The organism is Uliginosibacterium paludis (assembly GCF_039631355.1).
GTDB lineage: Bacteria > Pseudomonadota > Gammaproteobacteria > Burkholderiales > Rhodocyclaceae > Uliginosibacterium > Uliginosibacterium paludis.
The window spans coordinates 732523-745561 of sequence record NZ_JBDIVF010000001.1 but is presented as its reverse complement, the minus strand read 5'-3'; the positions used below and the strand labels follow the sequence as shown (position 1 = coordinate 745561).

The following is a 13039-nucleotide window of genomic DNA, read 5'->3' as shown; positions in this document are numbered from 1 at the left end:
CAGCTACGGGAAATCCCTCGGGTACATCAGGCGGTGAGCCCATGTGCCTGTCGTTGGACGCATGATACGATACTAATATATTAGTATGGTTACTGGGGTTTGTACCTACCTCGGCCGGCTCTCATCACTTCTCAAGAAAGGTCTGTGCGATGAACTCCCTCCTTCCCCGTCTCGATGCCTCGCAGCTGCCCCGCTTGCAGTCTTTCCTGCCGGAGGCGCCGCTTGCCGAGCCCGCCATCGGCATCGTTCACCTGGGTCTGGGCAACTTCCACCGCGCCCATCAGGCGATCTATACGGAAGAGGCCATGCTGGCCGCCGGCGGCGATTGGGGCATCTGCGGCGTGACGGTGCTGGACGAGCCCGCCATGCAGGACGCGCTCGCCGCCCAGGACAATCTCTATACCGTGCTCACCAGTGACCGCGACGGGCTGCAGGCCCGCGTGGTCCGCTCGATCCGGCGTGTGCTGGTCGCGCCCCGTCAGCAGTCGGAGGTGATCGCGCAGATGTGTGATCCGCGCGTGCGCATCGTGTCGCTCACGGTCACCGAAAAAGGCTATTGCTACGACGCCCGCACCGGCGGCCTGGATTTCGCGCACCCCTTCATCGTGCACGACCTGGCGCATCCGGATCAGCCGAAGAGCGTGCCGGGCTATCTGGTCGCCGCACTGCGGCAGCGGCGCACGAACCCCTTCACCGTGCTGTCGTGCGACAACCTCGCGCACAACGGCACGATCCTGCGCAAGGTGGTGCTGCAGTTCGCGACAGCACTCGACCCCGAGCTGGGCGAGTGGATCGCCTCCAGCGTGCATTTCCCGAGCACCATGGTCGACCGCATCGTGCCGGCCACCACCGATGACACGCGCGAGCGGGTGGCAGCCATGACCGGCGTGTTCGATGCCTGGCCGGTGCCGGGCGAGGCCTTCCGTCAGTGGGTGATCGAGGATGATTTTCCGCTCGGCCGCCCGGCCTGGGAGAAGGCCGGCGCGATGCTCGTGGATGACGTGATTCCCTATGAGCTCGCCAAGCTGCGCATGCTCAACGGAACGCACTCCACGATGGCCTATCTGGGCGTGCTGGCGGGCTTCGAGACGGTGGATGCTGCGATTGCCGACCCCGACATGCACCGCCTGATCCATCACATGATGACGCATGAGATCGCGCCGACGCTGACCGTGCCGGCCGACTTCGACCGCCTGGCCTACCGAGATCAGCTGCTCACCCGCTATGCCAATCCGAACCTCAAGCACCGCACGATGCAGATCGCATCCGATGGCAGCCTCAAGCTGCCGCCCCGCCTGCTGGGCGTGATCAGCGAGCGTCTGGCCGCGGGCCTGCCTTGCGGGGGCGCGATCCTGGCCGTGGCGGCCTGGATGCGCTTTCTGCTGCGGCGGACGGATGCGGGCGAGCGCTATGAGATCGCCGATCCGATGGCGGCGCGTCTGACCGCGCTGGCCGACGCGAGCGAGGGCGACAACGCCCGGCTGATGGAGGCCTTGCTGGGCGTGGCAGAGATCTTTCCGGCGGCGCTCTCGGCCCGGACTGATCTTCGTCAGTTGATTGGTCAAAATCTCGAACTATTGTCAAGACAAGGGGCCCGCGAGGCGCTGGCCCGTTTCCGCTGAGTGCATTCCAGATGTGGTCCCCGGCCGTGTGCCGGGGCGATGCGGCAATCCCTCGAAGCCCATGGCCCGGAAGGATTACCGGATCGATTTACCACTTCAAGGAGTCAGTCATGGCTGTGACGAACATCAAGGAGCTCGACGAGCTCGTCGCCCGGGTCAAGCTTGCCCAGCAGGCTTTTGCGCAATTCACGCAGGCGGAGGTTGACCGGATCTTCCGCTCGGCCGCCCTCGCTGCCGCCGATGCGCGGATTCCGCTGGCGCGGCTCGCGGTGGCCGAAACCGGCATGGGCGTGCTGGAAGACAAGGTGGTCAAGAACCACTTCGCCTCCGAGTACATCTACAACAAGTACCGCGACGAAAAGACCTGCGGCATCCTGTCCGAAGAAGACAGCATCATCACGATTGCCGAGCCGGTGGGCATCCTCTGCGGCATCGTGCCGACCACCAATCCCACCTCCACCGCGATCTTCAAGGCCCTGATCGCGCTCAAGACACGCAACGGCATCATCTTCAGCCCGCATCCGAGAGCCAAGCGTGCCACCTGCGAGGCCGCGCGCATCGTGCTGGACGCAGCGGTGGCCGCCGGCGCGCCGGCCGGCATCATCGGCTGGATCGACGAGCCCGGCGTGGAACTCTCCAATGCCCTGATGCATCACCCCGACATCTCGCTGATCCTCGCCACCGGCGGGCCAGCGATGGTGCGGGCCGCGTACTCCTCAGGCAAGCCTGCGATCGGTGTGGGCGCCGGCAACACGCCGGTGGTGATCGACGAAACCGCCGACATCAAGCGCGCGGTGGCCTCCATCCTGATGTCCAAGACCTTCGATAACGGCGTGGTGTGCGCCTCCGAGCAATCGGTCATCGTGGTCGATGCGGTGTATGACGCCGTCAAGGAGCGTTTCGCGAAGGTCGGCGCGCATGTACTGGGCCGCAAGGAGGCCGATGCGGTGCGCAAGGTGCTGCTGGTGGAGGGGCATCTGAATGCCGACATCGTCGGTCAGTCGGCGCTGAAGATTGCGGAGATGGCCGGCGTGAAGGTGGCGGCGCACACCAAGGTGCTGATTGCCGAAGTCAGCTCGCTGGGGCTGGAAGAAGCCTTTGCCCATGAAAAGCTCTCGCCCACGCTGGCCATGTATCGCGCGAAGGACTTCGCCGACGCGGTGGGCAAGGCCGAGGCGCTGGTGGCGCTGGGCGGCATCGGCCACACCTCGGTGCTCTATACCGACCAGGATCAGCAGGGCGAGCGTATCCACCGCTTCGGCGAGCGCATGAAGACCGCGCGCATCCTGATCAACACGCCCTCATCGCACGGCGGCATCGGGGATCTCTACAACTTCAAGCTGGCGCCTTCGCTCACGCTGGGCTGCGGCTCCTGGGGCGGCAACTCGATTTCGGAGAACGTCGGGCCGCAGCATCTGATCAACAGGAAAACCGTCGCCAAGAGGGCCGAGAACATGCTCTGGCACAAGCTGCCGAAGTCCATCTACTTCCGCCGCGGTTCGCTGCCGGTGGCCCTCGGTGACCTGGCTGGCCGCAAGCGCGCGGCCATCGTGACCGACACCTATCTCTACAACAGCGGCGCCTGCGAGGAAGCGATCCGCATCCTCAAGCAGCAGGGCATGGCGGTGGAAATCTTCTACGAGGTGCAGGCGGACCCGACGCTGGAGATCGTGCGTCGCGGCGCCCATGTGCTGCATGCCTTCCAGCCGGACGTGATCATCGCCATCGGCGGCGGCTCGCCGATGGATGCGGCGAAGATCATGTGGGTGATGTATGAGCATCCGGATGTGCATTTCGAGGAACTCGCGCTGCGCTTCATGGACATCCGCAAGCGCATCTACACCTTCCCGAAAATGGGCAGCAAGGCCATGCTGGTCGCCGTGCCGACCACCTCCGGCACCGGCTCTGAAGTGACGCCTTTCGCGGTGGTGACCGACGAGAAGACCGGCGTGAAGTATCCGATTGCCGACTACGAGCTCACGCCGCACATCGCCATCGTGGACGCCAATCTGGTCATGAACCTGCCGAAGAGCCTGACCGCCTTCGGTGGCATCGATGCGGTCACGCATGCACTCGAAGCTTATGTATCCGTCATGGCGAGCGAATTCTCCGATCCTTCCGCGCTGCAGGCGCTGCGCCTGCTCAAAGACTATCTGCCGGCGGCCTGGCGCGAAGGCGCGAAGAACCAGAAGGCGCGCGAGGAAGTGCATAGCGCGGCCACGCTGGCGGGCATCTCGTTTGCCAACGCCTTCCTCGGCGTCTGTCACTCGATGGCTCACAAGCTGGGCGCCGAGTTTCATCTCGCGCACGGCCTGGCCAACGCGCTGCTGATCAGCAATGTGATTCGCTACAACGCCTGCGACATTCCGACCAAGCAGACGGCCTTCAGCCAGTACGACCGGCCGCAGGCCAAGTGCCGCTACGCCGCGATTGCCAAGCACCTCGGGCTCGGCGGCAGCACGGATGACGAGCGCGTGGCACGGCTGATTGCCTGGGTGGACGGGCTCAAGGCCGAGCTGGGCATTCCGCCCTCGATCCAGGCAGCGGGCGTGGCCGAGGCGGATTTCCTCGCCGCGGTCGACACCCTGGCCGAGCAGGCTTTTGATGACCAGTGCACCGGCGCCAACCCGCGCTTCCCGCTGATCTCGGAGCTTCGCCAGCTGCTGCTCGACAGCTACTACGGCCGCGCTTACGAAGAAGCGCTGTGAGCGCAGCGGCCGCAGCGCGGGAAGCCCTGCGCTGCGGTGGCACGCTCAGCTGCCGGCGTCGGCGAGCTGCTGGCGCCGGTAGCCGCCCTGGCGGGCGAGCATCCAGCCCGGGTATTCGGCGGGCAGGGCGCTCACCGCGTCCAGCGTGGCGAGCTCTTCGGCCGAGAGGCGCACGGCGCAGGCGGCGAGATTGTCGTCGAGCTGATCGATGCGTTTGGCGCCGATGATCACGCTGCTGACCACGCGCTGGTGCAGCAGCCAGGCCAGCGCGATCTGCGCGACCGACACGCCATGCGCGGCCGCGATCGGACGCATCGCGTCGATGCAGTCGAAGGCGCGTGGTTTGTCGACCACCGGAAAATCGAATGTCATGCGCCGCGCGCCGGCTTCGCCGCCGCCATCGCGGGAGTATTTGCCAGAGAGCAGACCGCCGGCGAGCGGGCTCCAGACCATCAGACCGACTTTTTCGCTGCTCAGCATCGGTGCGATCTCGCGCTCGAGATCACGCCCGGCAATCGTGTAGTAGGCCTGCAGGGATTCGAAGCGCGCCAGCCCGAGGCGCTCGGAAATGCCCAGGGCTTTCATGATCTGCCAGGCCGCCCAGTTCGAGACGCCGATGTAGCGCACATGCCCCTGGCGGACGAGATCATCGAGCGCCCGCAGGGCTTCTTCCATCGGCGTGGCCGGGTCGAAGCCGTGGATCTGGTAAAGGTCGACATGGTCGAGCTGCAGCCGGCCAAGGCTCGCCTTGAGCGAATCAATGATGTGGTAGCGCGACATGCCGCGTGAATTCACGCCACGCGTGCCGGATTCGCCGAAGACCTTGGTGGCCACCACCACGTCTTCCCGCGCCACGCCGAGATTCTTCAGCGCCTGGCCGGTGAGCCGCTCCGACTGGCCGGCGGAATACACGTCGGCGGTGTCGATGAAGTTGATGCCGGCCTCGAGCGCGCGGGCCATCATGCGGTCGACTTCATCCTGCTGCAGGCTGCCGATCTGGCTCCAGGTGATCTGGCCGCCCATGGCGCCCTCGCCGCCGAAGGTCATCGTGCCCAGACACATTTCCGACACGAACAGCCCGGTGTTGCCGAATTTCCTGTAACGCATCCTGCTCTCCTGATCTGCGCAGCGCGGGAAGCGCTGCGATGACTGAAGTATGAACAGGCCGTCGGCTGCGAGCCACGCACGATCCTGCAAGAGGCATGCACGATCCTGCAAAGACGCGTGATTTACAAGGGGCCGGATGTTCGCCGGCGTGTATGCTTTTCCGCTCCGGATCGAGGGAGTCCTGCGATGAAAACGTCAGCCGAAAGCCGCCTGCCAGCGGGCCTTGAGGCGCCCACTGCGGCGCAGCGGGCAAAGCTGCTGAGCCTGCTTGAGCGCCATGCCGGCGCTGTCGAGGGCTCGCTCGAAACTCCGGTGCCGGGGCTTTTCCTGAGCCGCCTCACGACGGCTCACGCGGCGCGCCATGTGCTGCAGCAACCCGCCTTCGGGCTGATCGCGCAGGGCGCCAAGACGCTGCTGGCGGGCGGCGAGCGGCATGCCTACGACCCGTTCCATTATCTGGTCTCCTCCGTTCATCTGCCGGTGCTGGCGGGCGTGACCGAGGCGACAACGGCCTGCCCGTATCTCGGGCTGCGCCTGGAGCTGGATGCCGGCGTCATCAGCGAACTGATCCCGGCGCTGGGGCCGGGGGCTGCGCGGGAGTCCGCCGCGCTTCGCGGCATCCGGGTGAGCCGGCTCGATCACGAGCTGCTCGATGCGGTGCTGCGCCTGCTTGCACTGCTCGACACGCCGCAGCATGTGCCGGTGCTGGCGCCGCTGATCCGGCGCGAGATTTTCTACCGCCTGCTGATCGGCGAGCATGGCGAATCGCTGCGCCAGCTCGTGCAGCAGGACAGCCAGACCCATCGCATCGCCCGCGCGATCAGCCATCTGCGCGAGCACTACCACCAGCCGCTGCGCATCGAAGCCCTGGCACGCAGTGTGCACATGAGCAACTCGTCGCTGCATCACCACTTCAAGGCGGTCACCGCGATGACACCACTGCAGTTCCAGAAACAGCTGCGCCTGCAGGAAGCGCGGCGCCTGATGCTGGCGGAAGGTCTGGAGGTGGGCGCGACCGCGCATCGCGTCGGCTACGAGAGCGCATCGCAGTTCAGCCGTGAATACCGCCGCCTGTTCGGCCGGGCTCCGGCGGCAGAGCGCAGCCAGACGCCGGCCGAGGCGGGCTGACGGCCGCGCTCAGGCGCTGGCCAGAGCGGGCCGCGGCCGGTTGATCCGCAGCACCATGACGGCGGCCACGAGGCACAGCGCGCCGGAAATCATGGTCGCGACGGTGTAGGTGCCCAGGCTGTTGCGCAGCACGCCGCCCAGCAGCGCGGCGAAGGCCGCACCCAGTTGATGGCCGGCCACGACCCAGCCGAACACGATCGGCGCTTCGCGCGGGCCGAACACGTCATTGGCGAGCCGCACCGTCGGCGGCACGGTGGCCACCCAGTCCAGTCCGTAGAAGAGCGCGAACACCGGCAGGCCGAAGTAGGAGAGGCCGAAAGCCCAGGGCAGGTAGATCAGCGCCAGGCCGCGCAGGCCGTAGTACCAGAACAGCAGCACGCGGTTGTTGAAGCGGTCCGACAGCCAGCCGGAAAAGGTGGTGCCGAAGAGATCCAGCACGCCCATCGCGGCGAGGATGGAGGCGCCCTTGACCGGGTCCAGGCCGTAGTCGCCGCACATCGCGATGAAGTGGGTGCCGATGTAGCCGTTGGTGCTCGCGCCGCAGACGAAGAAGCTGAAGAAGAGCAGCCAGAAATCGCGTACTTTCACCGCGCGGGCCAGCGTGCTGAAAGCCATCCGGATCGGGTTGCGATGCGGTTCGCGGGGCGTGAGCGGGGCGTCGGCCGGCTCGCCATAGAGCGGCAGACCCAGCTCGGCCGGGCGCTCGGGCAGGAACAGGAAGGCCAGTGCCAGCACCACTGCAATGCCCGTGGCCACCGTCAGCACGACCGGTTGCCAGCCCTGGCTTTCGACGATGCTGGCCAGCAGCGGCAGGAAGACCAGCTGGCCGGTGGCGGTGCTGGCGGTGAGGATGCCCATCGCGAGCCCGCGCCGTTCCTTGAACCAGCGCGAGACGACGGTCGCGCCCAGCGTCATCGCGGTCGCACCGGTCGCGCAGCCCACGATGAAGCCCCACAGCAGGGTCATCTGGAAACTGCTTTGCATCAGCGCGGACGCACCGACTGCCGCACCGAGAATGCTCAGCGCCACCAGCACCGTGCGGCGCAGGCCGAAGCGCTCCATGGCTGCGGCGGCAAAAGGCCCCATCAGGCCGAAGAGGGCGAGGTTGATCGAGAGCGCGAGCGAGATCGTGGCGCGGTCCCAGCCGAAGTCACGCTCGAGCGCCACCATCATCACGCTGGGCGTGGCGCGCGTGCCGGCGGTGATCAGCATCACGAGAAAGGTCAGCGCGATCGCGATCCAGGCGTAATGGAAGCGGCCGTCCAGGCGCTTGCGCGTCCACAGGGCAATGGCCTGCATGAGAGTCTCCTTGGGGCGGAACGGTCTGCGCGCCGTGCGCCGGGCAGGTAAGGGGGCGAGGCCTGAATCATGCCGCAAAAATCCGGCGCGGCGCGAGGGCTCAGGCGAGAGCCCGGCGGAGGTTGGCGCGCGCGGCGTCTTCGAAGCGGGCGGCCAGCGCCGGGCAGCAGAAGAGCTGCGGGCGATCGAGGAAGGTCTGCAGGATCTCACGGCGCTTGCTGCGGAAAAGCGCCTCCGGCACCGCCTGGTATTCGCGGCGGATCTGCGCTTCGTATTCGGCGAAGCGGGCCGGGTCCGCGCCGAGGATGGCGAGGTCGATGTCGACCAGCAGCGCGGCGTCGGGGCCGGCAGGCGCAGCGGCATGCCGGGTCGCCAGGATCAGCTCGCGGATGCGTGCCACCGCATTGGCCGGCACACCGGCGGCGGCGAGTTCCGTGGCAGCCAGGGCGGCACTGCGCTCCTCGTTGTCGGACGCGGGAATGTCGTAGATCGCGTCGTGATACCAGAGTGCCAGACAGACTTCGGCCGGCTGCTGCGCGAGAGACCGGTACTGCTCGAAGAGCGCGAGGCACTCGGCCAGGTGCTGGCGGGTATGGTAGGCGCGATGCGGCTCGGCGTAGCGGGTGAGCAGGGCGCGGTATTCGGCAAGGCCGTCGCCCTGCGCGCCAAGGGCGGTCCAGGCGGTCGTCCAGCTGGTTTCGAAAGCGGGCATCCGGGCTCCGTCAGATCGGGAGGAGGGCTGAGCCTAACCCGATCCGGGCGGAATTGTCGCGTGCAGGCCGGCTCAGTCGGCGTAGCCGCCACGTGCCGGACTGAAGCTCACATGGTGTGCCGGGTTCTGCAGGTCGGCTGCCTCGAAACCATTGCCGTTCGGGCTGATGCTGAAGCTGTGACGGCCGAGCTGCAGCGAGTCGGTCGTGACCTGGCCTTCGAAGCTCCGTGAGCCGGCATGGCCGCGCACATGCCCCGTGCCGTCCACGGTGAAGTCGACCGGGGTGCGCTCCATGCGGTCATAACCGCTGAAGCTGCCTTCGGGCAGGGCGAGTGTCTGGGTGCTTTCATTGCCGGACTGGTCCTGCGAATGCTTGCTCAGCAGCATCGCGCCCAGTGCGGCGGCTCCCAGCACCGCGGCGCCGATGGCGATGGCCTTGGTGCGCGGGTGATTGTTCTTGTGCTGGTCTTCCTGGCCGACGCGGAAATCGGCCGAGCAGCCCCGATCGACCCAGACGCCATGCTCGTCATAGCCCCAGGAGCGACCCTGCTCGCAATCGGACCAGGAGTTCTTCTTCACCAGCTCGACATGATTGGCGGTATCGACCTGGCAGTAGGTGTAGTCGTGTCCGCGGCTGTTGCAGCTGATGGTCTGCTCGGCCGCGAAAGCGCCCTGGAAGGGGGCTGCGGCGAGCGTGAAGGCGAGGGTGCTGACGAGGATGCGGGTGGTGTAGCGGGACATGGGGTTCTCCTTGACGAGGGCGGGCCGTCTGGCGGGGCTCGGCCCGGGATGGCGAAGACGTCCGTCGGTGCGCGGGACTGCTCGGGAGCGGGGCGGGCGTCGGTGAATGACAGGCCCCAGCATAGCCAGCCACTCGCCGGATAACTGTTTCGAAGTGCCTGATTTGACTGACTGAAACAGTCCCGCGCGACGCGGCATCGATGCCGGGCTGCCCTTGCCGGATGCCTGTGCTCAGCAGCCCTTCAGGGGTATGCCGTTGGCATTTTCGCGGAGCTGGCGGACGCGAGGCCCGGGGTGCGTGGCGGTGAAGCTGTCACCAAGCTTGCAGAAGGCTTTGCGCAAAAAGCATTTTCAACAAGATGGTTTTTCGCAAGTGACTGTTTTGGCTAGCAGAAACAGGTGGCGCTGTCCTTGTCTGGCGCCAGTTCCGGGTGGCTTTTGGCTTGATGCGAATCAACAAAGTGCTTGTTGTTCGGTGGAAACTGTTTTGTAATGTGTCGTCCGATACCTTCGGGCTGTCGAGTTGCCGTAAGGGTTTACGCCTGCTAAAGGCGGGGCCGCCGCGGTGGCCCGCATCCCTACAAGAGCCGGCGGAGCAGGATGGACCTGACTACCGCGAGGCCGCCGGGCTAGCCTTCCAGCGGAGTTTTTGCAGTGCCCCCACAGTCATTCCCGTCGCGCGAGCGTGTCGCGACGTCTTGCCTCCTGCGCAGCGCCGGCTGCCCTGTCCGCCTTGCCGCAGGAGCGACACCGGTTTTTCAATCGAAGATCCCGCATGATGAAAAGCGATAGCACCTCCCGTTTGCGGGGGCTCTTGCCGCTGCTGCTTGTCCTGCTTTCGGGCTGTCAGGGAGGAATCCTTGATCCGAAGGGCCAGGTCGCGGCGGACGAGAAGTCCCTGATCATCACCGCCACGCTGCTGATGCTGCTGGTGGTGATTCCCGTCATCGTGATGACGCTGGTGTTCGCGTGGAAATACCGCGCGAGCAACACCGAGGCCGAGTACCGGCCGAAGTGGGCCCACTCGAACCGCATCGAGGCAGTGGTCTGGATCATTCCGGTCCTCATCGTGGCCGCGCTGGCGGTGGTGACCTGGAAGACCACTCACAAGCTCGATCCCTATCGTCCGCTGGACTCGGACAAGCCGCCGATCAATGTGCAGGTGGTGGCGATGAACTGGAAGTGGCTGTTCATCTATCCGGATCTGGGCATCGCGACGGTCAATGAAATCGCCTTCCCGAAGGATGTGCCGGTGAATTTCCGGATCACCTCCGATGCGGCGATGAACTCCTTCTTCATCCCGCAACTGGGCGGCCAGATCTACGCCATGGCTGGCATGGAAACCAAGCTGCATCTGGTGGCCAACGAGCCGGGTACCTACAAGGGGATTTCGGCCAACTACAGCGGCGCAGGCTTTTCCGGCATGAAGTTCAACGCGATTGCCACGCCGACTTCGGCCGAGTTCGAGGCCTGGGTCAAGAAGGCCCGCGAGACCGGCACGAAGCTCGATGCGCAGGCCTATCTGGCGCTGGCGGCACCGAGCGAAGCGAATCCGCCTGCCTTTTACACGCTGGGCGAGCCGCGCCTGTTTGACGCCGTGCTGCACAAGTACATGGCCGGTCGCCAGTCGATGGCGGCCACCGATGAAGAAATCAAGCTTGCCGAGCTGACGCGGATCCTGTGTGAAACGCCGCCCTCGCTCACGCTGGTCAAGGAGCACTGAAAGATGTTCGGAAAACTCACTCTGGACGCCATCCCCTTCCACGAGCCGATCGTGATGGGCGCGCTGGCCGGCGGCGGTCTCGTCGGCCTGCTGGTGATGGCGCTGATTACCAAGTTCGGCAAGTGGGGCTACCTGTGGCGCGAATGGCTGACCACGGTGGACCACAAGAAGATCGGCGTGATGTACATCATCGTGGCGCTGGTCATGCTGCTGCGCGGTTTTGCCGATGCGCTGATGATGCGCACCCAGCTGGCGATGGCGACCGATGGCGCGATGGGTGTGTTCCCGCCTTCGCACTATGACCAGATCTTCACCGCCCACGGCGTGATCATGATCATCTTCATGGCCATGCCGTTCATGACCGGGCTGATGAACATCGTGGTGCCGCTGCAGATCGGCGCACGCGACGTGGCCTTCCCCTTTCTGAACTCGCTGTCCTTCTATCTGCTGGTGGCGGCTGCGGCGCTGGTGAATATCTCGCTGGGCGTGGGCAATTTTGCCCGCACCGGCTGGGTGGCCTACCCGCCGCTCGCAGGCATTGCCTTCAGCCCTGACGTGGGGGTCGATTACTACACCTGGGCCTTGCAGATATCAGGGATAGGCACAACGCTCACTGCGGTGAACTTCCTGGTCACGGTGATCAAGATGCGCGCGCCCGGCATGAAGCTGATGCAGATGCCTATCTTCACCTGGACCTGCACCTGGGCCAACGTGCTGATCGTCGCCTCCTTCCCGATCCTGACCGGCGCGCTCGCGATGCTGAGTCTTGACCGCTACCTCGACTTCCACTTCTTTACCGCGGAAGCGGGCGGCAACGCCATGATGTATCTGAACCTCTTCTGGGCCTGGGGCCACCCCGAGGTCTACATCCTCGTGCTGCCGGCCTTCGGCATTTTCTCGGAAGTGGTCTCCACCTTCACCGGCAAGCGGCTCTTCGGTCATACCTCGATGATCATTGCCAGCGGCGTGATCTCGATCCTCGGTTTCATGGTCTGGCTGCACCACTTCTTCACGATGGGCTCCGGTGCCAACGTGAATGCCTTCTTCGGCATCATGACGATGGTGATTTCCGTGCCGACCGGGGTGAAGCTCTTCAACTGGCTGTTCACGATCTATCGTGGTCGCCTGCGCTTCGAGCCGCCGATCCTGTGGACCCTGGGCTTCATGGTGACCTTCTCCATCGGCGGCATGACCGGTGTGCTGATGGCCGTGCCGGGGGCGGACTTCGTGCTGCACAACAGCCTGTTCCTGATCGCCCACTTCCACAACACCATCATCGGTGGTGCGGTGTTCGGCTATCTCGCCGGCTTCGGCTTCTGGTTCCCCAAGGTCTTCGGCTTCAAGCTGGAGCCCAAGCTGGGCAAGGCTGCGTTCTGGTTCTGGCAGATCGGCTTCCTGTTCGCCTTCATGCCGCTGTATGTGCTGGGCTTCCTCGGCATGACGCGCCGCCTGAACCACACCGACAATCCCGCCTGGAACATCTGGCTGTATGTCGCGCTCTTCGGCGCGCTGCTGATTGCCTGCGGCATTGCCTGTCAGCTCCTGCAGCTGGCGGTCAGCGTCATTCAGCGCAAGAAGCTGGCGGACACCACCGGCGACCCCTGGAATGGCCACACGCTGGAATGGTCGACGTCCTCGCCGCCGCCGTCCTACAACTTCGCGGTCATCCCGCAGGTGCATGACATCGATGCCTTTACCGACATGAAGGAAAAGGGCGTGGCCTATGCCGCTCCGGCGCATTACGCACCGATCCACATGCCGCGCAACACGGCGGCCGGAATCTGGATCGGCGGCTTCTCGCTGATCCTCGGGTTCGCATTGATCTGGCATATCTGGTGGCTGGCCATCGTCGGCCTGATCGGCATTGTCGGCAGCATGCTGGCGCGCGCCTATGAAAAGGACCGCGATTTCTACGTGCAGCCGGATGAAATCGAGAGCACCGAACGCGCCGCCCGCCTGCAGCGCGAATCGACCGTGGCCACGCCCGCCTGAGAGACGA

General features: G+C 65.3%; 9 protein-coding genes. 5 read left to right on the top strand and 4 right to left on the bottom strand.

All coding sequences use genetic code 11. The annotated features are described in order from the left end of the window. Positions 1 to 149 precede the first annotated feature (149 nt). The gene (locus tag ABDB87_RS03585) at positions 150 to 1622 is read left to right on the top strand and encodes a mannitol dehydrogenase family protein (RefSeq protein ID WP_345924183.1); all 1473 of its coding nucleotides are present in this window, start codon (positions 150 to 152) and stop codon (positions 1620 to 1622) included. 110 nt (positions 1623 to 1732) lie between these two features. After that, positions 1733 to 4330, top strand: coding sequence for a bifunctional acetaldehyde-CoA/alcohol dehydrogenase (gene adhE, locus ABDB87_RS03580; RefSeq protein ID WP_345924181.1), 2598 nt, complete (start codon positions 1733 to 1735; stop codon positions 4328 to 4330). A 45-nt stretch (positions 4331 to 4375) separates the two neighbouring features. Here adhE and ABDB87_RS03575 read toward each other — a convergent pair whose 3' ends face one another. Then, positions 4376 to 5437: an aldo/keto reductase gene (locus ABDB87_RS03575; RefSeq protein WP_345924180.1), complete on the bottom strand. Its 1062-nt coding sequence runs from the start codon at positions 5435 to 5437 to the stop codon at positions 4376 to 4378. A gap of 186 nt (positions 5438 to 5623) precedes the next feature. Between ABDB87_RS03575 and ABDB87_RS03570 the strand changes: the two genes are divergently transcribed. After that, positions 5624 to 6565, top strand: coding sequence for an AraC family transcriptional regulator (locus ABDB87_RS03570; RefSeq protein ID WP_345924179.1), 942 nt, complete (start codon positions 5624 to 5626; stop codon positions 6563 to 6565). Between the two features lie 9 nt (positions 6566 to 6574). Here ABDB87_RS03570 and ABDB87_RS03565 read toward each other — a convergent pair whose 3' ends face one another. The 3 genes from ABDB87_RS03565 to ABDB87_RS03555 form a co-directional block, all read right to left on the bottom strand. Beyond that, the gene (locus tag ABDB87_RS03565; protein ID WP_345924178.1) at positions 6575 to 7864 is read right to left on the bottom strand and encodes an MFS transporter; all 1290 of its coding nucleotides are present in this window, start codon (positions 7862 to 7864) and stop codon (positions 6575 to 6577) included. 100 nt (positions 7865 to 7964) lie between these two features. Then, positions 7965 to 8576 (bottom strand): HD domain-containing protein, encoded by a 612-nt coding sequence (locus tag ABDB87_RS03560; RefSeq protein WP_345924177.1) that lies wholly within the window; start codon positions 8574 to 8576, stop codon positions 7965 to 7967. Between the two features lie 72 nt (positions 8577 to 8648). Then, positions 8649 to 9317, bottom strand: coding sequence for a DUF3011 domain-containing protein (locus tag ABDB87_RS03555; protein ID WP_345924175.1), 669 nt, complete (start codon positions 9315 to 9317; stop codon positions 8649 to 8651). 775 nt (positions 9318 to 10092) lie between these two features. Here ABDB87_RS03555 and cyoA point away from each other — a divergent pair. Further along, on the top strand, positions 10093 to 11040 hold the full coding sequence (cyoA, locus tag ABDB87_RS03550) for a ubiquinol oxidase subunit II (protein WP_345924173.1): 948 nt from the start codon (positions 10093 to 10095) through the stop codon (positions 11038 to 11040). Positions 11041 to 11043: 3 nt separating this feature from the next. Then, the gene (cyoB, locus tag ABDB87_RS03545; RefSeq protein WP_345924171.1) at positions 11044 to 13032 is read left to right on the top strand and encodes a cytochrome o ubiquinol oxidase subunit I; all 1989 of its coding nucleotides are present in this window, start codon (positions 11044 to 11046) and stop codon (positions 13030 to 13032) included. The last annotated feature ends 7 nt before the right edge of the window (positions 13033 to 13039 follow it).

Excerpts from the sequence above, each read along its gene's own strand:
- ABDB87_RS03585 (WP_345924183.1), top strand. The coding sequence starts at position 150 with ATGAACTCCCTCCTTCCCCGTCTCGATGCCTCGCAGCTGCCCCGCTTG.
- adhE (WP_345924181.1), top strand. The coding sequence starts at position 1,733 with ATGGCTGTGACGAACATCAAGGAGCTCGACGAGCTCGTCGCCCGGGTC.
- ABDB87_RS03575 (WP_345924180.1), bottom strand. The coding sequence starts at position 5,437 with ATGCGTTACAGGAAATTCGGCAACACCGGGCTGTTCGTGTCGGAAATG.
- ABDB87_RS03570 (WP_345924179.1), top strand. The coding sequence starts at position 5,624 with ATGAAAACGTCAGCCGAAAGCCGCCTGCCAGCGGGCCTTGAGGCGCCC.
- ABDB87_RS03565 (WP_345924178.1), bottom strand. The coding sequence starts at position 7,864 with ATGCAGGCCATTGCCCTGTGGACGCGCAAGCGCCTGGACGGCCGCTTC.
- ABDB87_RS03560 (WP_345924177.1), bottom strand. The coding sequence starts at position 8,576 with ATGCCCGCTTTCGAAACCAGCTGGACGACCGCCTGGACCGCCCTTGGC.
- ABDB87_RS03555 (WP_345924175.1), bottom strand. The coding sequence starts at position 9,317 with ATGTCCCGCTACACCACCCGCATCCTCGTCAGCACCCTCGCCTTCACG.
- cyoA (WP_345924173.1), top strand. The coding sequence starts at position 10,093 with ATGATGAAAAGCGATAGCACCTCCCGTTTGCGGGGGCTCTTGCCGCTG.
- cyoB (WP_345924171.1), top strand. The coding sequence starts at position 11,044 with ATGTTCGGAAAACTCACTCTGGACGCCATCCCCTTCCACGAGCCGATC.